Here is a 21,196-nt window from a genome sequence, read left to right as displayed (position 1 = left end):
TTTTATTGCTGGCTGTAGGGTCTAGATTTCTTTGGCATAGGCCGGACTCGGCAGCTTGGACAGAACAACATGCAGACTGGAAGGGGATGAGCTGTCATTGGTGTAGGCAAAAGATTCATCTCCGGCGATATAGATAGTCTCTCCTTCAATAAGGGGCTGCTCCGCTTCATTTACATGAATGGTTCCATCTCCTTTTAAAGCAAGAATATATACATCCGCTCCAGGATGCTTATGAACAGGCAATTTTTGACCCGGCATGAAATTAAGCACGAATACAACACTTTCACCTTGCTGGAAGAGGATTTTCTTTGTAAAACGTTCCTCCTGATACTGCAGCACGTCAACTAAACTTTTCTTTTCCATTAGATAATCCCTGCTTTCATAATTAAAAATTTTTTATCTCGTTCTCATCCATTAAAGCTTTACTTCGTATTCGCAGTGCTCATGACCGGTAACGTTGCATTTGATCTCTTTAACAGAGACCTTACGGCCAAGAATCTTGCCGAGTGCCCCTTCAAGAATCGCTCCCTCTAAATCACATACCATTTTTTCATCTTCAAGTGAAGGCAGCCCTTTGCAAAAACAGTCCTCCACAGCAATATTGATCCTACGTTCATCAGAATGAACAATCCGCGGAATACCGATTTTGAGCTCCTCAAACATTTGTAGAAGATCTTCAACAGAACTGACAGGCAGACTTTCACCAATCTTTCTGCCAATGGTAAGCGTAGTCCCTTTTCCTCCCAGAGGAAGCCCCTGGTTGAGTCCAATCAGACGTATGGTACGAAACAACTCAAGGGGTACCGTATTACCAAGGGTACTCCTATCAATCTGACGCATATCCTCAAATGAATATTGCAGCAATTACTCCAACTCCTTTACTCTCTCTATGATTCTATTGTAAGGATAAGCCGGTGAAGAATCCTTGATACAAATCAAGTTTTTGAGAATTATGTGTTTCCAGTCACCCGCCGGAATCCGGAATCTTGATATGTTAGAGTCAGCTATAAGGAAGGGTGAAGGATCATGAGCTGTACTACCTGCAATTCGCATGCCTGTGTACGTCAGGTTCCTGTGTTTCGGAGCTTGTCTGATGAGGAATTAGTGATGATTGAATCGATTACAGAGACCCATAACTATAAAAAAGGAAGTCAAGTGTGCAGAGAAGGGGAGCCGTCTGAAGCATTGTTTGTAGTAAAGAGCGGTCTCATCAAGCTGACTCAGAACAGTAAGGATGGAAAACAGCATATTGTCCGTTTTCTTTTCCCGGGCGATTATTTCGGCCAGTTTGCCTTACTCCATAATAAGAATAATGATGTAACGGCAGAGGTGATTGAGAGCGGAGAGGTATGCCGGATGCACCGCAAAGACTTTATTCCCTTGCTGGAGCAGAATGCAGGGCTTGCCTTTAGCTTCCTGATGTCTGTTAGCGAGCAGCTGCATCAGGCCGAGGAGGCTGCAGGGGCATTGCACATGTTTGAGGTAGAGAAGAGACTGGCCAGGCTGTTGGTATACCTGTATACAAGGAATCTTGCAGAATCGGCAGTGACTGCACATGCCTTAGCACAATCCGTAGATTTGCCGTCAGCCCAAAAAGAGGTAGCAGCCATGATTGGAACTACCGCAGAAACTCTAAGCCGTAAACTGAATAAACTGGAAGCTTTGAAGATTATCGCCATGCATAAAAGAACCGTAAATATTCTTGAGCTGGAAGCTCTTATTCAGATTGCAGAAATCTGAGATTGAAATCCTATTATTCGACAAAATGTGACTAATTACAGTGCTGTACATGCGTATTTTCAACATAATTCTACAAAATAATACTTAAAATTCTTTACATCTAATCTATTGATAGAGTAGAATATTTCTATATAGACAATGTAAATTATTAGGATTTTAGGGAGTGTGGAAGTATGGGGAAATGTCCTTTTTCATTTATGCATGGTCTGACTTCAAAGAACACCAATGAGGAATCTCCCGCCGCTCCATCAACGGACAGCAAGAGCTTTGCACCCACTGCCACAGAGATGTATCATACCCTTGACGGGCATGATGATTTGAATGAGCAAATGCGAATGATTGATTTAACTGAGGAAGATCTAAGACTCCTGCGCTTGATGAAACCGGTTGTAGAACAGAGAATCGACGATATCACTAATCAATTCTATAATACGGTTCTTGGAGTTAACAAACTTGAAGCAATCATTCTGGAACACAGCAGTATTGAACGGCTCAAAAAGACTTTGCGCGAGCATATCATCGAGATTTTTGATGGTAATGTTAACGAGGAGTACATAGCCAAGCGGCTAAAAATTGCGAATATTCATAAGAGGATTGGCCTGGAGCCTAAATGGTATCTCTCCGCTTTTCAGAATCTGCAGAATGTATTCATTACGGCTATCTATAATGAGACGCATACAGATGTCGAGAGGATCAAATTGGTCCAGACCGTAACCAAATTGCTTAATCTGGAACAACAGCTGGTCCTTGAGGAATATGAGAAGGAGAACATTAGGGAAAAGGAAGAACAGTATCTGCTGGTTAAGAACGAATTGAAACACAAGATAGCTGAATTCAGCGGAGAACTGATAGACCTTAGTATAGATACTAACGCCGCTGTGGAGCAGCTGGTGGCGAGCAGCAATGAAGTCAACAATACATTCCAGCGCTCTGCCGCCTCCGCTCTGGAGTCACAGGGGAAGGCCAGGGAGGGACATGGACAGCTTAACAACCTTACGGGTCAGATTAATCTTATATATGATAGTACTAATGAGATGGAGCGTTCAGTAAATGAACTGAGCAGTTCATCACAGAAGATCCGTAAAATTGTGGCGGCTGTCCAGGATATTGCTGACCAGACCAAGATTCTGTCATTGAATGCAACGATCGAGGCTGCAAGGGCGGGAGACCACGGGCGGGGATTCAGTGTTGTAGCGCAGGAGGTAAGCAGACTTGCAGAGGATACCAAGAACACGGTGGTCCGGATCGGTGAACTGACCCTTCAGTCCAGCTCGCTAACATCGCAGGTTGTTGGGGAGATCCGTAAAGTTCAGGAGTTGACAGAGAGTGGCAAACACCAGTCCCTCGAGACTAGCAGGCTCTTCAGCGATATTGTAGACTCGATGCAGACGAGTACCCAGAGAATTGTTACGGTAGAGGAAGAGATTAAGGTGCTCATTCAGACCATTGAAGGTATTGGGTCAGCAACTGCGCAGACAGCAGCTTCGGCAGGACAATTCAAATCTGCAACGGATAATTTATAGAAGGAACCTTATATATAGAAGAAAAACGTCATATTGCAGCTCGTACGGTACCATTCTGAACAAGAAAGGTACCTTTTCTATTTTTTTCGGAAAAAGTTGATTTGTTTTTGCAAATCCCCTTGCAATATAGCCGCCTATTATATATAATAATAAATGTTGTTCTGAGACGTTGCGATGATGTGAGAGGTTACTGACACACCCGGCCCCTTTGCCATGAGGTCGACGTCAGAAAATTTTCACGGAGTATGTCCGATAATAAATTGGGCGATAGAAGGAGGGACTAAAATGGCAAAGCAAAAAATTCGTATTCGCTTGAAAGCATACGACCACAGAATTCTTGATCAATCCGCAGAGAAAATCGTTGAAACAGCAAAACGTTCGGGTGCTGGTGTATCCGGGCCGATCCCGCTGCCAACTGAGAAGCAAATCATTACTATTCTCCGTGCGGTACACAAGTACAAGGATTCCCGTGAACAGTTTGAACAACGGACTCACAAACGTTTGATCGATATTGTGAACCCAACACCACAAACTGTGGATGCCTTGATGCGCTTGGATCTACCGTCCGGTGTAGATATCGAAATCAAATTGTAATTTCATTATTAAGCAACTAGGAAAAGAAAAGAGGTGTCAACATTGAAAGGTATCTTAGGAAAAAAACTCGGTATGACTCAAGTGTTTACTCCAGAAGGTAACGTAATCGCGGTTTCTGTTATCGAAGCTGGCCCTTGTGTGGTACTGCAAAAGAAAGACCTGAATATCGACGGATATGAAGCAGTGCAGTTGGGCTTTTCCGATAAAAAGGAAAGTCGCTCCAACAAGCCTGAACAAGGTCACGCCAAAAAGGCAAACGCAACACCTAAGCGCTACGTTCGCGAAATTCGCGGTGTTGACCTCGGGTCACTCGAGGTTGGACAAGAGCTTAAGGCTGACATCTTCGCAGAAGGCGAATTTGTTGACGTAACAGGTACTTCGAAGGGTAAAGGCTTCCAGGGTAACATCAAACGCTGGGGACAAAGCCGCGGACCAATGGCACACGGATCGCGCTACCACAGAAGACCAGGCTCCATGGGTTCCATTCAAGCTAACCGTGTTCCTAAGGGCAAACGCCTGCCAGGACATATGGGTCACACGACTGTAACGGTTCAAAAGCTTGAGATCATCCGAGTTGACGTAGAACGTAATGTATTGCTGGTTAAAGGCGCGATTCCGGGCCCTAAAAACAGCTTCGTGAAAGTTAAACAAACCGTTAAGAAATAATTTCTGAAGAAAGGAGGAACATGAAATGCCAAAAGTAACACTTTTTAATACTAGTGGTAACGAAGTTGGCGAAGTTGAACTGAGTGATTCAGTTTTCGGTATCGAACCGAATGTACATGTGCTGCATGAAGCTGCACTTATGCAAAGAGCTTCCCTTCGTCGTGGTACACACAAAGTAAAAGGACGTTCTGAAGTACGTGGCGGCGGACGTAAGCCTTGGAAACAAAAAGGTACAGGTCGTGCTCGTCAAGGCTCCATTCGTTCACCACAATGGAAAGGCGGCGGCGTAGTCTTCGGACCAACACCACGCAGCTATTCCTGGAAATTGCCTAAGAAGGTTCGCCGGTTGGCCATCAAATCCGCGTTGTCCTCAAAAGTACTTGAGAATGACATCATCGTATTGGATAGCTTGACTATGAGTGCTCCGAAGACGAAAGAATTCGCAGCTATTCTGAACAACCTGAAGGTTGGTACAAAAGCATTGATCGTAGCTCCTAGCTATGATGACAATGTAGCACTTTCCGCTCGTAACATCCCTGGGGTGAAATTCGTAGCGGCTGACGGCATCAATGTTCTTGACGTACTGACGTACGACAAACTGATTATCACTAAAGAAGCAGTTCTGAAGGTAGAGGAGGTGTTCGCGTAATGAAAGATCCGCGTGATATTATCAAGCGTCCGGTGATTACGGAACGCACATCCGAATACATGAGCGAATTGAAATACGCTTTTGAAGTGGATATCCGTTCTAACAAGACCGAAATCAAAAAAGCTGTTGAAGCTATTTTTAAAGTTAAAGTTGTTAGTGTGAACACAATGCGCGTACCTGGCAAACTGAAACGTTACGGCAAATATTCCGGTTACACTCCGGAGTGGAAAAAAGCCATCGTTAAGCTTAGCCCGGACAGCAAACCGCTCGAATTCTTTGAAGCGGTAGAATAATACTCTTAAAGTAAGGAGGAAACTATAGTGCCAATCAAAAAGTACAAACCGACCTCTCCGGCAAGACGCAACATGTCTGTGTCTACGTTTGAAGAAATCACAACAAACCAGCCAGAGAAATCGTTGCTTTCTCCGCTGTTCAAACATGCGGGACGCAACAACCAAGGTAAAATTACGGTTCGTCACCACGGCGGCGGACACAAGCGTAAATACCGTATCATCGACTTCAAACGGACTAAAGACGGCATACCAGGTAGCGTTGCTACAATCGAGTATGACCCGAACCGTACTTCCAATATTGCTTTGATCCACTATGCTGATGGAGAGAAACGTTATATTATCGCTCCTAAAGGCCTTAAAGTTGGGGATAAAGTTGAGTCCGGCCCTGCTGCGGACATCAAAATTGGTAACAGCCTTCCGCTAATCAACATCCCGGTAGGTACAATTATCCACAACATCGAGTTGAAACCAGGTAAAGGCGGACAATTGGTTCGTGCTGCTGGTACTGAAGCTCAGTTGCTGGGTAAAGAAGAAAAATACGTATCCGTTCGTTTGAACTCCGGCGAAGTTCGCAGAATCCTCAGCGTATGCCGCGCAACCATCGGATCCGTAGGTAACGAAGATCATGAATTGATCAAGATTGGTAAAGCCGGACGCAGCCGCTGGCTCGGACGTCGTCCTGAAGTTCGCGGTGTTGTCATGAACCCTAACGATCACCCACACGGTGGTGGTGAAGGCCGTGCTCCAATCGGACGTAAATCGCCAATGTCACCTTGGGGTAAACCAACCCTCGGCTACAAAACGCGTAAGAAAAACAAAGCATCTGATAAATATATCGTTCGTCGCCGCACAAAATAAGACGCTTCTGGCAAGTTAGGCTAGCGCGAAGCGTCGATTCGCGGTTTGAAGAACCGGATGAAGGGAGGATTCACACATGGGTCGCAGTTTAAAGAAGGGGCCGTTTATTGATGGCTACCTGCTGAAAAAAGTTGAGGATTTGAACGAGGCAGATAAGAAAGTTGTAGTTAAAACTTGGTCCCGTCGCTCAACCATTTTCCCTCAGTTTATCGGACATACGTTTGGTGTATATGACGGCCGCAAACACGTGCCTGTATACGTAACAGAAGATATGGTAGGTCACAAGTTGGGCGAGTTCGCGCCAACACGTACTTACAAAGGCCACGCGGGTGACGATAAGAAAACCAGAAGATAATTAACGTCTTCGTTTGAGAGGAGGGAAAACAATGGAAGCAAAAGCACATGCAAGATCGGTGCGGATTTCCGCTCGTAAAGCGAAACTGGTTGTTGACTTGATTCGCGGCAAGCAAGTGGGGGAAGCAATTGCAATTCTTCGCCACACTCCGAAATCCGCTTCTCCGGTTGTTGAGAAGCTACTGAACTCGGCGATTGCGAACGCTGAGCATAACTACTCTTTGGACGTGAACAGCTTGTTCGTAAGCGAAGTTTTCGTTAACCAGGGTCCAACTATGAAACGTTTCCGTCCGCGCGCCATGGGCCGCGCAAGCCGGATTAACAAACGTACCAGCCACATTACTTTGGTGGTATCTGAGAAATAAGGAGGGATAACACGTGGGTCAAAAGGTAAATCCAGTCGGACTCCGAGTCGGTATTATTCGCGATTGGGAATCTAAATGGTATGCAGGCAAAGATTTCGGTACTCTTTTAATGGAAGACGTCAAAATCCGGGAATACCTTAAAGGCAAGTTGAAGGATTCCGCTGTTTCCCGCATTGAAATCGAAAGAGCGGCAAGCCGCGTGAACGTTACAATTCACACTGCTAAACCTGGTATGGTAATTGGTAAAGGCGGAGCAGAAGTAGAAGTACTTCGCAGCGCAGTTACAACTATCGCCGGTGGCAAAAAAGTACACATCAACATCAATGAAATTAAACACCCTGAACTGGATGCAATTCTGGTTGCAGAAAGCATTGCACAACAATTGGAACGTCGCGTATCGTTCCGTCGTGCACTGAAACAAGCTATTCAGAGAACTATGCGTTCCGGCGCAAAGGGAATTAAAACTCAAGTAGGCGGACGTCTTGGCGGCGCTGAGATTGCCCGTTCAGAAGGTTATAGCGAAGGAACAGTTCCACTTCATACGCTTCGTGCTGATATCGATTACGGAACAGCTGAAGCACATACAACTTACGGCCTGATCGGCGTAAAAGTATGGATCTACCGTGGAGAAGTTCTTCCCCCAGCTAAGAAACAAGCTGCTCAGGAAGGAGGCAACTAATCATGTTGGTACCAAAACGCGTTAAACACCGCAAGCAACAACGCGGTCACATGAAGGGTATGGCAAAAGGCGGTACAGAATTGAACTTCGGCGAATATGGTTTGCAGGCTCTGGAACCATCGTGGATCACTAACCGTCAGATCGAAGCTGCCCGTATCGCAATGACTCGTTACATCAAACGTGGCGGTCAGGTATGGATCAAGATTTTCCCAGATAAGCCTATTACTCAGAAGCCTCTCGAGGTTCGTATGGGTAGTGGTAAAGGTAACGTTGAGAAGTGGGTAGCCGTAGTTAAACCGGGCAAGATTATGTTCGAACTCGGAGGCGTGTCGGAAGAAATCGCTCGTGAAGCGATGCGTCTTGCCGCTCACAAGCTGCCTGTAAAGACTAAGTTTGTGAAACGTGAAGAATTGGGTGGTGAAGCAAATGAAAGCTAATGAACTTCGCAACTTAACCACTGCCGAGATTGAACAAAAGATCGCTGGATTCAAAGAGGAACTTTTCAATCTCCGTTTTCAATTGGCAACTGGCCAACTGGATAACCCGACTCGGATTCGTGACGTGCGCAAGGAAATAGCTCGTGCTAAAACCGTTATCCATCAAAGAGTACTTGGGATCAGTTAAGTGACCGCGGATTCTTAATCCGTAATCAGGAAGGAGGCTAACTATGAGCGAAGAACGTAATGCACGTAAAGTGCTGACCGGTAAAGTAGTCAGTGATAAAATGGATAAAACCATCGTAATTGCTGTTGAAACCTATAAAAAGCACAATCTGTATCACAAACGCATCAAGTCCACGAAGAAATTCAAGGCACATGATGAAGAGAATGTAGCTAAAATTGGTGATGTCGTGAAAGTCATGGAAACTCGTCCATTGTCCAAAGACAAACGGTGGAGACTGGTTGAAGTGGTAGAAAAAGCGGTAATCATCTAATACGAAGCTGAACCCTTTCCGGAAGGAGGAAATTAATAATGATTCAACCATTTACACGTTTGCATGTGGCTGACAACTCTGGTGCGAAGGAACTGATGTGTATCCGCGTACTAGGTGGTACTGGACGCCGTACAGCAGCAATCGGCGATTTGATCGTTTGTTCCGTTAAACAAGCAACACCAGGCGGCGTTGTCAAAAAGGGTGATGTTGTTAAGGCGGTAGTTGTTCGTACGAAACGTTCTGTACGCCGTAAAGATGGATCTTACATCGCATTCGACGAAAACGCAGCTGTTGTTGTAAAAGACGACAGAAGCCCGCGCGGAACACGTATCTTCGGACCAGTTGCTCGCGAACTTCGCGACAAGGACTACATGAAGATCGTTTCCTTGGCACCGGAAGTAATCTAATAAATCGAGCCCGTCTCGGTTTTAATTGAAAAGGTCAGTTATAGGAGGTGTAATAAATGCCTAGAGTGAAAAAAGTTCTGGAATCCCATAACAATAAACTGCACGTGAAGAAAGATGATGTGGTACTTGTGATCAGCGGGAAAGACAAAGGTAAAAAAGGCCGTGTCATCGCTGCTTATCCTCGTGAAAACCGCGTCCTGGTAGAAGGCGTGAACATGGTGAAAAAACACCAGAAGCCGAACCAGTTGAATCCACAGGGTGGAATCATCGAGCAAGAAGCTTCGATTCATGTGTCCAACGTAATGCACATCGATCCGAAGAGCGGTAAAGTAACACGTATTGGCTACAAAGTGCTCGATAACGGTAAGAAGGTTCGGGTAGCAAAACGATCCGGAGAGATTATCGACTAATACAGTCCTAAAGAAAGGAGGTAAATCTTCATGGCAGCAAGAATGAAAGAACGTTTTCTGAATGAAATTACACCTGCTCTGATGCAGAAGTTTAACTATACTACTGTTATGCAAGTGCCTAAGATCGAGAAGATCGTCATTAACATGGGTGTGGGTGACGCTGTTCAAAACTCCAAAGTACTTGATGCTGCAGTAAATGATATGCAATTGATCACTGGTCAAAAGCCAGTTATCACTAAAGCAAAGAAATCCATCGCCGGTTTTAAACTGCGCGAGAATATGCCGATCGGGGTTAAAGTAACACTGCGCGGCGAGCGTATGTATTACTTCCTGGATAAATTGATCAACGTAACGCTTCCACGCGTACGTGACTTCCGTGGTATTTCCAACAAAGCCTTTGATGGCCGTGGTAACTACACACTGGGTCTTAAAGAGCAATTGATCTTCCCGGAAATCGAATATGACAAAGTGGATAAAGTCCGCGGTATGGACATCGTTATTGTAACGACTGCAAAGACGGACGAGGAATCCCGTGAGCTGCTGAATCAGCTGGGAATGCCTTTCACAAAATAAGAATCATCCATTTCTCCGAAAATGTTTAGGAGGTGTCAGTCTAAGTGGCAAAGACTTCAATGAAAGTTAAACAACAACGCGAGCCTAAGTTCAAAGTACGTGCATATACACGTTGCGAGCGTTGCGGTCGTCCACATTCGGTATTGCAAAAGTTCAAAATTTGCAGAATTTGTTTCCGTGAATTAGCTTATAAAGGCCAGATTCCTGGCGTGAAAAAAGCAAGTTGGTAAGAAGTTTATAAACGGGAAGGAGGTTTACACACATGACTATGTCTGATCCTATTGCAGATATGCTTACTCGTATTCGTAACGCCAACACTGTGCGTCACGAGACAGTAGAAATGCCTGCTTCTACTATGAAGAAACAAATCGCGGACATCTTGAAACGTGAAGGTTTCATCCGTGATGCTGAATTCGTTGAAGATAGCAAACAAGGGATTATCCGTATTTTCTTGAAATACGGCCCGAACCAGGAACGCGTTATCTCTGGTCTGAAAAGAATCAGTAAACCAGGTCTTCGCGTTTACACGAAGAGCAATGAAGTGCCTCGTGTACTCGGTGGTCTGGGAATCGCGATTATCTCCACATCTAAGGGAGTTATGACCGACAAAGAAGCTCGTCAATCAAAATCCGGCGGAGAAGTTGTCTGCTACATTTGGTAATAAACGTCACAAGATAAGGAGGTGCAACACATGTCTCGTATTGGTCGCAAACCAATCGCAGTACCTAGCGGTGTAGATGTCACTTTGGACAACGCCGTTATTACAGTAAAAGGTCCTAAAGGCACTTTGACTCGTGAGCTTCATAAAGACATGAAGATTACAGTTGAAAATAACGAAATCACTGTTGTTCGCCCGTCGGACAACAAATTGCATCGTTCACTTCACGGCACAACCCGCTCCGTTGTCAACAACATGGTGAGTGGTGTGACTGAAGGTTTCTCGAAATCTCTGGAGCTGGTTGGGGTCGGATATCGTGCAAGCAAATCCGGAGATAAAATCGTACTTAACGTTGGTTACTCCCACCCGGTTGAAATTACACCGGAAGCAGGTATCGAGTTCGATGTTCCTGCGAACACGAAGATCATCGTTAGAGGTATCGATAAAGAACGCGTAGGCGCTTATGCTGCCAAAATCCGTTCCGTACGTGAACCAGAACCGTACAAAGGTAAAGGTATCAAATATGAAGGCGAGCGTATCATCCGCAAGGAAGGTAAAGCTGGTAAGAAGAAATAACCAGCTCTACCTTAATTGTAAGATACCCCGTGCATCTTAAAGTGAAGCTGTTTACGGCAAACTGAAGGGAGTGAAAGGGAAGTCATGATTACAAAAGAGGATAAAAACAAGGCTCGTCTCAAAAGACACCTGCGTGTTCGTAAGAAGATCCAGGGTACTACTGAGCGTCCACGTTTGAACGTATTCCGTTCTTCGAAACACATCTACGCTCAATTGATCGATGACGTGACAGGCGCTACTATCGTATCCGCCTCCACACTGGATAAAGAATTGAGTGCTACAATCGGAAATGGCGGCAGCGTTGAAGCTGCAGGCAAAGTGGGTCAATTGATCGCTGAGCGCGCTAAAGAAAAAGGTTATGCAGTGGTTGTATTTGACCGCGGTGGATACTTGTACCATGGACGGATTCAGGCTTTGGCTAACGCAGCACGCGAAGCTGGTCTTGAATTCTAGAATATTTCTTAAAAGGAGGTTAACGACTTGCGTGTAGATCCGAACAGTTTAGAACTGACAGAAAGAGTTGTGCACATTAACCGTGTTGCAAAAGTTGTAAAAGGCGGACGCCGTTTCAGCTTTAGCGCACTTGTTGTTGTGGGCGACGGCAACGGCTATGTCGGTGCGGGTATCGGTAAAGCCGGCGAAGTTCCGGATGCCATCCGTAAAGGCATTGAAGACGCCAAGAAAAACCTGATCCACATTCCAATCGTAGGAACTTCGATTCCTCACTTGGTTACTGGGCATTTCGGCGCAGGACGCGTTCTGCTGAAACCAGCATCCGAAGGTACCGGCGTTATCGCTGGTGGTCCAGTTCGTGCGGTACTTGAATTGGCAGGCGTTGGCGACATCTTGACAAAATCTTTGGGTTCTTCGAATTCCATGAACATGGTCAATGCTACTTTAGAGGGACTTTCCCGTCTGAAACGCATTGAAGAGGTCGCGAAGCTTCGCGGCAAATCTGTCGAAGAATTACGCGGTTAAGGAGGGGAACGTCAATGGCAAAGTTGCAAATTACCCTCGTACGCAGTGTGATCGGACGTCCAGAAACACAACGTGTTACTGTTAAGACGCTCGGCCTGCGCAAAACCAACTCGTCCGTGGTTCACAACGATACTCCTGCAATTCGCGGAATGATCAACAAAGTGAGTCACTTGCTATCCGTTACTGAAATTGAAGGCTAATTGCCTCGCATAAATTAACAAACATAAGGAGGTGCAAACGATGAAGTTACATGAACTTGCTCCAGCTCCTGGTTCACGCAAAGAACGCAACCGCGTTGGTCGTGGTCCAAGTAGCGGGAACGGTAAAACTTCGGGGCGCGGTCACAAAGGTCAAAACTCCCGTTCCGGCGGTGGTGTGCGTCCAGGCTTCGAGGGTGGACAAAATCCACTCTATCGTCGTCTGCCTAAACGTGGTTTCATCAATCCTACCCGTAAAGAGTACGCGATTGTGAACCTGGAAGATCTGAATAGCTTTGCTGAAGGAACAGAAGTGACTCCACAACTGTTGCTTGAAACTGGTGTTGTCAGCAACACTAAGAGCGGCATTAAGATTCTCGGCAATGGCGAACTGGCTGTTAAATTGACTGTACAAGCAAATAAGTTCTCTCAATCTGCGGTAGAGAAAATCGAAGCTGCCGGCGGTAAAACCGAGGTGATCTAATGTTCAAGACGCTTAAGAATATATGGCATGTTGAAGATTTGCGCAAAAAGATCCTGTTTACCCTGTTCGTTCTGATCATTTACCGCATCGGTTCGTTTGTACCGGTTCCCGGTGTGAACAAAGAAGTACTGGAATCAACAAATCAGAGCGGAGACGCTTTGATGGGTCTTTTGAACACCTTCTCGGGCGGAGCGCTCAAAAACTTCTCGATTTTTGCGATCAGCATTTACCCGTATATTACAGCATCCATCATAGTGCAATTGCTCTCGATGGATGTTATCCCTAAGTTTGCCGAATGGGCTAAGCAAGGGGAGCACGGGAAAAAACAACTGGCGCAAATTACGCGTTACGGCACAGTAGTGCTAGGTTTGATTCAAGCGTTTGCCACATCTATCGGTTTTAACCGGATTTATGGCACTGAGATGATTCCAAATGCAACCTTTGCGGATTACCTGCTTATCGCGATCATACTGACGGCGGGTACATCGTTCTTGATGTGGTTAGGTGAACAGATCACTGAAAAGGGAATAGGAAACGGGATTTCGATCCTGATTTTTGCGGGAATCGTCGCTGCTATACCGGGATATTTCACGGCTACGGCACAATCAAGCTTCATTCAGCCGGATCAGATGTTCCTGAATATTCTTAAAGTCGTTATTATACTGCTCGTGGTTGTAGCGATTATTGTCGGGGTTATCTTTGTTCAACAAGGTATCCGTAAAATCCCTGTACAATATGCTAAACGCGTAGTCGGTAACAAAATGTACGGTGGACAGAATACGCATATTCCGCTTAAAATTAATGCGGCTGGTGTAATTCCTGTTATCTTCGCCGTTTCACTGCTTCAATTCCCGGTTGTTCTCTCATCTTTCTGGTCTACACATGATTGGGCAAAATGGATTGCCAAGTACTTGGCAATTGAAGCACCGCTCGGAATGCTCCTGTATGTGGTAATGATCATCGGATTTACGTTCTTCTATACGTTTGTTCAGATGAATCCGCAGCAGATGGCAGAGAATATGAAGAAGAACGGCGGATACATTCCAGGTATTCGTCCGGGCAAGGCAACTGAGAAGTATCTGACCAGAGTAATGTCCCGCCTGACTATGTCTGGCGCGTTGTTCCTGGCTTTGATCTCTATCTTGCCAATGTTCTTTGGTACTCTGGCAGGGCTGCCTAAGCAGGTTAAAATCGGCGGTACTGCGCTGCTGATCGTAATCGGTGTGGCATTGGATACCATGAAGCAGATCGAGAGCCAATTGATCAAACGCCATTACAAAGGCTTCATCAATAAATAGGCGATAGGTTCCGGTGAAGTACCTAGGGTTTTAAACTTCCCGGTACCTATTGTGCTGTTTCTTGCTTGGTGGCGAACTTTTGGGGGGAGAAGAGAATCGTGAACATTTTATTCATGGGCCCTCCTGGGGCAGGCAAGGGAACACAAGCCGCTGTAGTAGTGAAGGAACTTGGTATTCCGCATATTTCGACTGGAGATGCTTTCCGCTTGGCGATCAAGCAGGGAACTCCAATCGGGCTGAAAGCTAAATCTTACACGGAACAAGGCTTGCTTGTACCTGATGATGTGACTATTGGAATCGTTGAAGAACGGCTGCAGCAGTCCGATTGCGAAAAAGGTTTTTTATTGGATGGCTTTCCAAGAACCCTTTCGCAAGCGGAAGCGCTGGGAGAAATCCTTAGCCGACTCGGCACTTCATTGGATCACGTAATCAACTTGAATGTGGACCGCGGACTGCTGATGGCGCGCCTTACAGGACGCCGGATCTGCAGCACTTGCGGAACATCCTACCATTTAATTTTCAACCCGCCGAAGCAAGATGGCATCTGCGACATTGATGGCGGTGAATTGTATCAACGTCCGGATGACAACGAAGAGAGTGTAGGCAAGCGTCTGGATGAGTATGATAACAAAACAGCGCCGCTGCTTGCATTTTATGACGATAAAGGTCTTTTGCGTCAGGTAAACGGAGAAAACGAAATCAATGTCGTTTCTTCCGAAATCGTGTCTTTATTGCGGGGTTAATGTAATGATCATTTGTAAATCCGAACAGGAACTTGCCTTTATGAGGGAAGCTGGACGAATTGTTGCCGAGAGTCACCGCCGTATTGCTGAGGCTATAGAGCCTGGTATTACAACTGGAGAACTCGACAGAATCGCCGATCAATACATCCGCAGTCAAGGTGCTGTGCCGTCTTTCAAAGGTTACAACGGTTTTCCTGCCAGCATTTGCGCTTCAGTCAACGAACAATTGGTGCATGGATTTCCAGGTAAACGCAAACTGGTAGAAGGCGATATTGTTACGCTGGATATCGGTGCAGAGTACCGCGGTTATCACGGTGATTCCGCCTGGACCTACGGGGTGGGCAGCATTTCTGAAGAGGCTCAGCGTCTGCTGGACGTCACGGAAGGCTCCTTGTACGCAGGACTGGCGTTAATCAAACCGGATGTGCGCTTGTTTACAATCTCCCATGCTATCCAGCAGTACATCGAGGACGCCGGCTTCTCCGTTGTCCGCGAGTATGTTGGTCATGGCATTGGGGCAGAACTGCATGAAGAACCGCAAATTCCGAACTATGGCATAGCGGACCGCGGACCACGTCTGAAGCCGGGTATGGTACTCGCGATTGAGCCGATGGTTAACGCCGGGGACAGATATGTCAGAACGCTGGAAGATAACTGGACGGTCGTTACGGTAGACGGTTCACTATGCGCTCACTTTGAGCATACAGTAGCAGTTACACCGGACGGCATGGAGATTTTCACAAAACTGAATGCGTAGGTGATCTTCACGTGAATACTGGGAGCAGCCCGCAGATTGGTCAAATCGTGAGAATTCTCAAAGGCAAGGATGCCGGAGAGGCTGCCGTTGTTATCGCAGTTGTTGATAGCAGATTTGTATATATTGCTGACGGGGACAAACGCAAGTTTGATAGTCCAAAGAAGAAGAATATTCAGCACTTGGAGCTCATACCCTTCATCAGCAATGAGATTGTAGATAGTTTGGAAGAAACCGGCCGGGTAACCAACGGAAAGCTGCGGTTCGCAGTGATGAAGTATGGGGGGCCAGCTGGAAAAAGTGCTAATGAGAAAGGAGACTAACTGTGGCTAAGGAAGATGTCATTGAGGTAGAAGGAACGGTCATTGAGCCGTTGCCTAACGCAACGTTTAAGGTTGAGCTTGAGAACGGTCATCAAATACTTGCCCATGTGTCCGGGAAATTGCGGATGCACTTTATCCGTATCCTAACCGGAGACAAAGTGGTCGTGCAGTTATCGCCTTATGATTTATCAAAAGGCCGTATAACTTACCGTAAATAGATGGGAACTACAACAAAAGTTTTGCTTCGCAAAACTTTGAGGAGGTAATTAACATGAAGGTAAGACCTTCTGTAAAGCCCATTTGCGAAAAATGCAAAGTCATCCGCCGCAAAGGGACTGTTATGGTAATTTGCGAAAATCCGAAACACAAACAAAAACAAGGTTAAGAAGGGGGTGTAGCGTAAAATGGCTCGTATAGCTGGAGTGGATTTGCCACGTGATAAGCGCGTTGAGATCGCCTTGACTTATATTTTCGGAATCGGTAAAACGACTTCCCAGAAAATTCTTAATGAAACAGGCATTGACGTTAACACACGTGTCCGTGATTTGACGGAAGATGAAGTCAGCAAACTGCGTGAAACGATCGACAAGCAGGTTAAGGTTGAAGGTGACCTTCGTCGTGAAATTTCCTTGAATATTAAACGTCTTACTGAGATCGGCTGTTACCGCGGTGTTCGTCACCGTCGTGGATTGCCTGTTCGCGGTCAACGTACCAAAACAAATGCCCGTACCCGTAAAGGCCCGCGTCGTACGGTAGCAAACAAAAAGAAATAAGAAGAGGTGATAAGAGACAATGGCTAAACCGAAAAAAGTCGTACGTACGAAACGTCGCGACCGGAAAAATATCGAGTCTGGCGTGGCACATATCCGTTCCACGTTCAATAACACTATCGTTACGATCACGGACCCTCACGGAAATGCAATTTCCTGGGCAAGCTCCGGCGGTCAAGGATTCAAAGGTTCCCGTAAATCGACTCCATTTGCAGCGCAAATGGCAGCCGAATCTGCTGCTAAAGCAGCTATGGAACACGGCATGAAGTCCGTTGAAGTTATGGTTAAAGGACCGGGCGCGGGCCGCGAAGCAGCCATCCGTTCCCTTCAGGCCGCTGGCCTTGAAGTAAACCTCATTAAAGACGTTACTCCGGTTCCTCACAATGGATGCCGTCCGCCGAAGCGTCGCCGCGTTTAGTAAAATCAGAATTGTGATTGTGGTATAATTCTGACGCATCTGCTAATAATAGGTGTTTAGGCATACTACATGATACACCTGATGGGGTGACTGTTTCATATAGGAGCGACGTTTGAAGGAGGGGTACACTCGTGATAGAAATCGAAAAGCCGAAGATTGAGACCGTAGAAGCCAATGATGATGGAACCTATGGGAAATTCGTAATTGAACCGCTGGAACGTGGATATGGCACGACTCTGGGGAATTCGCTTCGCCGGATCTTGCTTTCCTCCCTTCCGGGAGCCGCAGTGACTTCGGTCCAAATTGACGGCGTTCTGCATGAGTTCTCGACCGTTCCCGGCGTAATGGAAGATGTGACGGAAATCATCCTGAACCTTAAAGCTCTGTCTCTGAAGATTCATTCGGATGAAGAGAAAGTGTTCGAGATTGATGCTGAAGGAGAAGGCATTGTTACCGCAGGTGATATTCGTGCGGATAGCGATGTTGAGATCCTGAACCCGGATCTTCATATTGCAACGCTGGGACCTGGAGCGAGACTACACATGCGCATTTTTGCAGGCCGTGGTCGCGGCTACGTCCAAGCGGACCGGAACAAACGCGACGATCAGCCAATCGGTGTTATTCCAGTTGACTCCATCTACACTCCTATTTCCCGCGTGAATTATGGTATTGATAATACCCGTGTTGGTCAAGTGACTAACTACGACAAATTGACGCTTGAAATTTGGACGGATGGCAGTATCAGACCGGAAGAAGCCGTTAGTCTTGGAGCCAAAATTTTGAACGAGCACCTCGTTCTGTTCGTAGGTCTTACGGACGAAGCGAAAGACGCCGAAATTATGGTTGAAAAAGAAGAAGACAAAAAAGAAAAAGTACTCGAGATGACCATCGAAGAGCTAGATCTTTCTGTCCGTTCCTACAACTGCCTCAAACGTGCCGGTATTAATACCGTGCAAGAGCTGACTACGAAAACTGAAGAAGATATGATGAAGGTCCGTAACCTGGGCCGCAAATCTTTGGAAGAAGTTCAAGAGAAGCTTGAGGAGCTTGGTTTGGGTCTTCGTACAGAAGAATAGTTATAGGGCTTCTTGAGATTTGAGTGAAGGAGGGAAAACAAATGGCATACCAAAAATTGGGCCGTGATTCCAGCGCGCGCAAAGCACTATTCCGCGATATGGTAACGGATCTGTTCCTATACGAACGCATCCAGACAACAGAAGCCAAGGCGAAGGAAGTTCGTTCCATCGCTGAGAAACTGATCACAAAAGCGAAAAAGGGCGATCTTCATGCTCGTCGTCAAGTAGCAGCATTTGTTCGTCGTGAGACTGTAGACGGTGAACAAGATGCAATCCAAAAATTGTTCTCTGATATTGCTCCTCGTTACACTGAGCGTCCAGGCGGATACACTCGTATCCTGAAGCTGGGACCTCGCCGTGGCGATGCTGCGCCTATGGTTTATCTTGAACTGGTAGACCGCGCGTAGTTTCACAAGCATGATTTCCGGATGTACGCATTACGTATTTAACGTTATTGTACTGCAGGGCATTTTGACCCTGCCGTGCAAATAACCGCGGGAATCACCTTGTATAGAGTAGAAGGAGCTCCCGCCGGGGCTCTTTTTTTATGAAACAGAAAAACCTATGGACTAACAGGAGAATGAAATGCGCAATCTATTGATGAAAGTCAATTATGACGGTACCCATTATGATGGCTTTCAGACCCAGCCTCAGGGCAATACGATTCAGGACAAGCTGGAGCATGCCATTCTTCATCTGACCGGTGAGACGCTCAAGATAACGGGCTCAGGACGGACAGACGCAGGAGTGCACGCTTATGGCCAACCTTTTAATTTCATAACCTCTTCCCAGATCCCGCTGGAACGCTGGTGTCTGGCTCTGAACGCCAGGCTTCCGCAGGATATCGTGGTTACCGAGGCCTGGGAGGTTCCGCTCTCTTTCCACTCCCGTAGAGGAGCGAAGCGTAAAACTTACCGGTACACGATTAACGGCAACCGGTTCCCGGACCCGTTCCAGCGGCGCTGGCAGCATCATCATCCGATGAAGCTGGATATTCCGGCGATGGAGCAGGGGTTGGCTGGGCTGCTGGGCACCCATGATTACACTTCATTTGCGTCCAGGAAGTCTACCAAGACTTCGCATGTACGCACGATATTTGAAGCACGTCTTGAGGTGGACCGCAGCATGTGCCGGCCCGGGTCTCCCGATCAGGGTGTTATCCATACGTATATTACAGGCAGCGGCTTCCTGCAGCATATGGTACGCATTATTATGGGCACGTTGATGCAAGTGGGGCAAGGCAAGATCAGCGCGGATAGAATCCCTGTAATTCTTGCGGCATGTGACCGCGCAGCGGCCGGACCTACGGCTGTGTCTAAGGGTTTGGCACTCTGGAGTGTAGAATATGACGAGAATGAGAACTAAACGATCAGCACATTATTTTCTATGAAAAATAGTGTTTGAAAAGTTAAAAATCACTTGCACTTGTCATGTTTATGCTGTAATATAAAAGTTGTGTTTTCTTGATGGCTATCCCACAGCCCCGATCAAGGAAATGCCAACAAACAAGCTTTTCTTAACTCACATAATTGTAATCCAATGAGAAACAAGATATACGAAACAGATGATTTTCGTACGAGAACAAGGAGGAAACATTCATGCGTACCACCTATATGGCGAAGCCGAACGAAGTTGAACGCAATTGGCACATCATTGATGCCGAAGGCAAAACACTTGGCCGTTTGGCAAGCGAAGCCGCTGCTCTAATCCGTGGCAAACACAAACCGCAATTCACTCCACATGTTGATACTGGAGATTTCGTAATTGTTATCAACGCTGAGAAGATTCACCTGACCGGTAAGAAAATGCAAAACAAGAAATACTACCGTCACTCGATGCACCCAGGTGGTTTGAAAGTCACTGTTGCTGAAGACCTGATCAAAACCAAACCTGAGCGTATGATTGAATTCGCAGTTCACGGCATGATTCCTAAGACTCGTCAAGGGGATCACATGAAACTGAGACTCAAAGTATATGCAGGCGCTGAACATCCACATGCAGCACAAAAACCTGAAGTTTACGAACTTCGCGGATAAGAATAGAGGAGGACAGTTTCATGGCACAAGTACAATACTATGGGACAGGTCGTCGTAAACATTCGGTAGCACGTGTTCGCCTTGTACCGGGTGAAGGACGCATTGTCATTAACAAACGCGAGATGGACGAATATTTCGGTGTGGAAACACTGAAGATGATCGTAAGACAACCTTTGAACCTGACTGAAACTCTGGGCAACTACGATGTAATCGTTCTTGCACATGGTGGCGGCATTTCCGGTCAAGCTGGCGCAATCCGTCACGGGATCTCCCGTGCATTGCTCAAAGTAGACCCTGAATATCGCGGTGCGCTTAAGAAAGCCGGCTTCCTGACTCGTGACCCACGTATGAAGGAACGTAAGAAATACGGCCTCAAAGCCGCTCGTCGTGCTCCACAGTTCTCGAAACGTTAATAGCTGTCTCCTTGATAACAAGGAACTCAAGCTCCTGGCCTTTATGGCCGGGAGCTTTTTTAGTACGCCCAGCATGGGCGTCATCTTTAGGGTGAAAGTCCCGAACGGGGGCTGGCGAGCGCCTACCGTTAGCCAAGGGCAAGGGTGTCCACCGTGAGGTGGAATCTGAAGGAAGCCGGAGGCAAAAGCACGGGCCAAGGTACACGAACTGGATTTGAGGCTGTGTCAGTCGGATGAGTCACCTAAACATGACGAAATCCAAAGCCGCCAAGGGCTGGCGCGGTATACTCCAGTGGTCGCGGGCAGACAGATGACGTTCTTATCTGGGGAGACCTGTCAGATAAGCAAGAAAAAAAAACTTGTAACCGTAGCTGAGAGGCTGCGCTGAACTGGCAGGAGTCAGCAGAAGCCATAGTACGTAAGCTGT

38 protein-coding genes are annotated in these 21,196 nt (G+C 46.5%); 36 read left to right on the top strand and 2 right to left on the bottom strand.

Translation table 11 applies throughout. From position 1 onward, the window contains the following. Positions 1 to 21 precede the first annotated feature (21 nt). Together P40081_RS32790 and P40081_RS32785 are read right to left on the bottom strand one after the other, a co-directional pair. Entirely contained in the window at positions 22 to 363 is a 342-nt protein-coding gene (locus tag P40081_RS32790; RefSeq protein ID WP_042140136.1) for a cupin domain-containing protein, read from the bottom strand. A 51-nt stretch (positions 364 to 414) separates the two neighbouring features. Beyond that, a complete protein-coding gene (locus P40081_RS32785; RefSeq protein ID WP_231575237.1) occupies positions 415 to 864 on the bottom strand; it encodes a V4R domain-containing protein in 450 nt (149 codons plus the stop codon). 243 nt (positions 865 to 1,107) lie between these two features. Between P40081_RS32785 and P40081_RS32780 the strand changes: the two genes are divergently transcribed. From P40081_RS32780 to rpsI, 36 genes are all read left to right on the top strand, one after another. Continuing rightward, a complete protein-coding gene (locus P40081_RS32780) occupies positions 1,108 to 1,740 on the top strand; it encodes a Crp/Fnr family transcriptional regulator (RefSeq protein ID WP_052422125.1) in 633 nt (210 codons plus the stop codon). 173 nt (positions 1,741 to 1,913) lie between these two features. Next, the gene (locus tag P40081_RS32775; protein ID WP_052422124.1) at positions 1,914 to 3,263 is read left to right on the top strand and encodes a globin-coupled sensor protein; all 1,350 of its coding nucleotides are present in this window, start codon (positions 1,914 to 1,916) and stop codon (positions 3,261 to 3,263) included. Positions 3,264 to 3,548: 285 nt separating this feature from the next. Continuing rightward, positions 3,549 to 3,857: a 30S ribosomal protein S10 gene (gene rpsJ, locus P40081_RS32770; protein ID WP_017692074.1), complete on the top strand. Its 309-nt coding sequence runs from the start codon at positions 3,549 to 3,551 to the stop codon at positions 3,855 to 3,857. Between the two features lie 42 nt (positions 3,858 to 3,899). Next, a complete protein-coding gene (gene rplC / locus P40081_RS32765) occupies positions 3,900 to 4,523 on the top strand; it encodes a 50S ribosomal protein L3 (protein ID WP_036721840.1) in 624 nt (207 codons plus the stop codon). 25 nt (positions 4,524 to 4,548) lie between these two features. Then, a complete protein-coding gene (gene rplD, locus P40081_RS32760) occupies positions 4,549 to 5,172 on the top strand; it encodes a 50S ribosomal protein L4 (protein ID WP_039298632.1) in 624 nt (207 codons plus the stop codon). Then, the gene (gene rplW / locus P40081_RS32755; protein ID WP_039298634.1) at positions 5,172 to 5,465 is read left to right on the top strand and encodes a 50S ribosomal protein L23; all 294 of its coding nucleotides are present in this window, start codon (positions 5,172 to 5,174) and stop codon (positions 5,463 to 5,465) included. The genes rplD and rplW overlap by 1 nt, the downstream gene beginning before the upstream one ends. Positions 5,466 to 5,492: 27 nt before the next feature. Further along, the gene (gene rplB / locus P40081_RS32750) at positions 5,493 to 6,323 is read left to right on the top strand and encodes a 50S ribosomal protein L2 (RefSeq protein ID WP_039298637.1); all 831 of its coding nucleotides are present in this window, start codon (positions 5,493 to 5,495) and stop codon (positions 6,321 to 6,323) included. Positions 6,324 to 6,399: 76 nt separating this feature from the next. Beyond that, positions 6,400 to 6,678 (top strand): 30S ribosomal protein S19, encoded by a 279-nt coding sequence (gene rpsS, locus P40081_RS32745; protein ID WP_039298640.1) that lies wholly within the window; start codon positions 6,400 to 6,402, stop codon positions 6,676 to 6,678. Positions 6,679 to 6,709: 31 nt separating this feature from the next. Next, positions 6,710 to 7,042, top strand: a complete 333-nt coding sequence (gene rplV / locus P40081_RS32740) for a 50S ribosomal protein L22 (protein ID WP_036680546.1) — start codon at positions 6,710 to 6,712, stop codon at positions 7,040 to 7,042. A 13-nt stretch (positions 7,043 to 7,055) separates the two neighbouring features. Further along, a complete protein-coding gene (gene rpsC, locus P40081_RS32735) occupies positions 7,056 to 7,721 on the top strand; it encodes a 30S ribosomal protein S3 (protein WP_039298645.1) in 666 nt (221 codons plus the stop codon). A gap of 2 nt (positions 7,722 to 7,723) precedes the next feature. Beyond that, positions 7,724 to 8,158, top strand: coding sequence for a 50S ribosomal protein L16 (gene rplP / locus P40081_RS32730; protein ID WP_039298647.1), 435 nt, complete (start codon positions 7,724 to 7,726; stop codon positions 8,156 to 8,158). Further along, a complete protein-coding gene (gene rpmC / locus P40081_RS32725) occupies positions 8,148 to 8,345 on the top strand; it encodes a 50S ribosomal protein L29 (RefSeq protein WP_019908232.1) in 198 nt (65 codons plus the stop codon). The genes rplP and rpmC overlap by 11 nt, the downstream gene beginning before the upstream one ends. 43 nt (positions 8,346 to 8,388) lie before the next feature. Continuing rightward, a complete protein-coding gene (rpsQ, locus tag P40081_RS32720; RefSeq protein ID WP_039298654.1) occupies positions 8,389 to 8,655 on the top strand; it encodes a 30S ribosomal protein S17 in 267 nt (88 codons plus the stop codon). A 38-nt stretch (positions 8,656 to 8,693) separates the two neighbouring features. After that, on the top strand, positions 8,694 to 9,062 hold the full coding sequence (rplN, locus tag P40081_RS32715) for a 50S ribosomal protein L14 (RefSeq protein WP_019908234.1): 369 nt from the start codon (positions 8,694 to 8,696) through the stop codon (positions 9,060 to 9,062). A gap of 56 nt (positions 9,063 to 9,118) precedes the next feature. Next, the gene (gene rplX, locus P40081_RS32710) at positions 9,119 to 9,472 is read left to right on the top strand and encodes a 50S ribosomal protein L24 (protein WP_019908235.1); all 354 of its coding nucleotides are present in this window, start codon (positions 9,119 to 9,121) and stop codon (positions 9,470 to 9,472) included. A gap of 30 nt (positions 9,473 to 9,502) precedes the next feature. After that, complete coding sequence (rplE, locus tag P40081_RS32705; RefSeq protein ID WP_039298657.1) at positions 9,503 to 10,045, top strand: 50S ribosomal protein L5; 543 nt, start codon at positions 9,503 to 9,505, stop codon at positions 10,043 to 10,045. Positions 10,046 to 10,089: 44 nt separating this feature from the next. Continuing rightward, complete coding sequence (locus P40081_RS38055; protein WP_036589425.1) at positions 10,090 to 10,275, top strand: type Z 30S ribosomal protein S14; 186 nt, start codon at positions 10,090 to 10,092, stop codon at positions 10,273 to 10,275. Positions 10,276 to 10,307: 32 nt separating this feature from the next. Beyond that, the gene (gene rpsH, locus P40081_RS32700; protein WP_019908239.1) at positions 10,308 to 10,706 is read left to right on the top strand and encodes a 30S ribosomal protein S8; all 399 of its coding nucleotides are present in this window, start codon (positions 10,308 to 10,310) and stop codon (positions 10,704 to 10,706) included. 30 nt (positions 10,707 to 10,736) lie between these two features. Then, complete coding sequence (gene rplF, locus P40081_RS32695) at positions 10,737 to 11,279, top strand: 50S ribosomal protein L6 (protein ID WP_036721827.1); 543 nt, start codon at positions 10,737 to 10,739, stop codon at positions 11,277 to 11,279. An 84-nt stretch (positions 11,280 to 11,363) separates the two neighbouring features. Beyond that, a complete protein-coding gene (rplR, locus tag P40081_RS32690; protein ID WP_042140134.1) occupies positions 11,364 to 11,732 on the top strand; it encodes a 50S ribosomal protein L18 in 369 nt (122 codons plus the stop codon). 27 nt (positions 11,733 to 11,759) lie between these two features. Further along, on the top strand, positions 11,760 to 12,257 hold the full coding sequence (gene rpsE, locus P40081_RS32685; protein WP_036652980.1) for a 30S ribosomal protein S5: 498 nt from the start codon (positions 11,760 to 11,762) through the stop codon (positions 12,255 to 12,257). A gap of 14 nt (positions 12,258 to 12,271) precedes the next feature. Continuing rightward, a complete protein-coding gene (gene rpmD, locus P40081_RS32680) occupies positions 12,272 to 12,457 on the top strand; it encodes a 50S ribosomal protein L30 (protein ID WP_019908243.1) in 186 nt (61 codons plus the stop codon). A 40-nt stretch (positions 12,458 to 12,497) separates the two neighbouring features. Then, positions 12,498 to 12,938 carry a 50S ribosomal protein L15 gene (gene rplO, locus P40081_RS32675; RefSeq protein WP_039298666.1) on the top strand — a complete coding sequence of 147 codons (441 nt, stop codon included), beginning with the start codon at positions 12,498 to 12,500 and terminating at the stop codon, positions 12,936 to 12,938. Further along, positions 12,938 to 14,236, top strand: a complete 1,299-nt coding sequence (secY, locus tag P40081_RS32670) for a preprotein translocase subunit SecY (RefSeq protein WP_042140133.1) — start codon at positions 12,938 to 12,940, stop codon at positions 14,234 to 14,236. Before rplO ends, secY begins: the two co-directional genes overlap by 1 nt. Before the next feature lie 98 nt (positions 14,237 to 14,334). Continuing rightward, the gene (locus P40081_RS32665) at positions 14,335 to 14,979 is read left to right on the top strand and encodes an adenylate kinase (protein ID WP_042140132.1); all 645 of its coding nucleotides are present in this window, start codon (positions 14,335 to 14,337) and stop codon (positions 14,977 to 14,979) included. A 4-nt stretch (positions 14,980 to 14,983) separates the two neighbouring features. Continuing rightward, positions 14,984 to 15,736: a type I methionyl aminopeptidase gene (gene map, locus P40081_RS32660; RefSeq protein ID WP_042140131.1), complete on the top strand. Its 753-nt coding sequence runs from the start codon at positions 14,984 to 14,986 to the stop codon at positions 15,734 to 15,736. Between the two features lie 11 nt (positions 15,737 to 15,747). Further along, positions 15,748 to 16,056, top strand: a complete 309-nt coding sequence (locus tag P40081_RS32655) for a KOW domain-containing RNA-binding protein (protein ID WP_042140130.1) — start codon at positions 15,748 to 15,750, stop codon at positions 16,054 to 16,056. A 2-nt stretch (positions 16,057 to 16,058) separates the two neighbouring features. Further along, positions 16,059 to 16,274 carry a translation initiation factor IF-1 gene (gene infA / locus P40081_RS32650; RefSeq protein ID WP_018753971.1) on the top strand — a complete coding sequence of 72 codons (216 nt, stop codon included), beginning with the start codon at positions 16,059 to 16,061 and terminating at the stop codon, positions 16,272 to 16,274. 53 nt (positions 16,275 to 16,327) lie between these two features. Then, positions 16,328 to 16,441: a 50S ribosomal protein L36 gene (gene rpmJ, locus P40081_RS32645; protein ID WP_003322638.1), complete on the top strand. Its 114-nt coding sequence runs from the start codon at positions 16,328 to 16,330 to the stop codon at positions 16,439 to 16,441. Positions 16,442 to 16,460: 19 nt separating this feature from the next. Beyond that, positions 16,461 to 16,829: a 30S ribosomal protein S13 gene (rpsM, locus tag P40081_RS32640; RefSeq protein WP_025706577.1), complete on the top strand. Its 369-nt coding sequence runs from the start codon at positions 16,461 to 16,463 to the stop codon at positions 16,827 to 16,829. Positions 16,830 to 16,848: 19 nt separating this feature from the next. After that, entirely contained in the window at positions 16,849 to 17,244 is a 396-nt protein-coding gene (gene rpsK, locus P40081_RS32635; protein ID WP_019908251.1) for a 30S ribosomal protein S11, read from the top strand. A 131-nt stretch (positions 17,245 to 17,375) separates the two neighbouring features. Continuing rightward, entirely contained in the window at positions 17,376 to 18,320 is a 945-nt protein-coding gene (locus P40081_RS32630) for a DNA-directed RNA polymerase subunit alpha (RefSeq protein ID WP_039298711.1), read from the top strand. Between the two features lie 41 nt (positions 18,321 to 18,361). Further along, positions 18,362 to 18,727, top strand: coding sequence for a 50S ribosomal protein L17 (rplQ, locus tag P40081_RS32625; protein WP_019908254.1), 366 nt, complete (start codon positions 18,362 to 18,364; stop codon positions 18,725 to 18,727). Between the two features lie 178 nt (positions 18,728 to 18,905). Further along, positions 18,906 to 19,685 carry a tRNA pseudouridine(38-40) synthase TruA gene (gene truA / locus P40081_RS32620; protein WP_042140129.1) on the top strand — a complete coding sequence of 260 codons (780 nt, stop codon included), beginning with the start codon at positions 18,906 to 18,908 and terminating at the stop codon, positions 19,683 to 19,685. Between the two features lie 233 nt (positions 19,686 to 19,918). Beyond that, on the top strand, positions 19,919 to 20,356 hold the full coding sequence (rplM, locus tag P40081_RS32615; protein WP_042140128.1) for a 50S ribosomal protein L13: 438 nt from the start codon (positions 19,919 to 19,921) through the stop codon (positions 20,354 to 20,356). 20 nt (positions 20,357 to 20,376) lie between these two features. Next, positions 20,377 to 20,769 carry a 30S ribosomal protein S9 gene (gene rpsI / locus P40081_RS32610; protein ID WP_042140127.1) on the top strand — a complete coding sequence of 131 codons (393 nt, stop codon included), beginning with the start codon at positions 20,377 to 20,379 and terminating at the stop codon, positions 20,767 to 20,769. The last annotated feature ends 427 nt before the right edge of the window (positions 20,770 to 21,196 follow it).

The sequence above is a fragment of the Paenibacillus sp. FSL P4-0081 genome, assembly GCF_000758565.1.
Taxonomy (GTDB): domain Bacteria; phylum Bacillota; class Bacilli; order Paenibacillales; family Paenibacillaceae; genus Paenibacillus_AQ; species Paenibacillus_AQ phytohabitans.
Note: the sequence above shows the minus strand (reverse complement) of the source record. Positions and strands in the feature narration are given on the sequence as shown.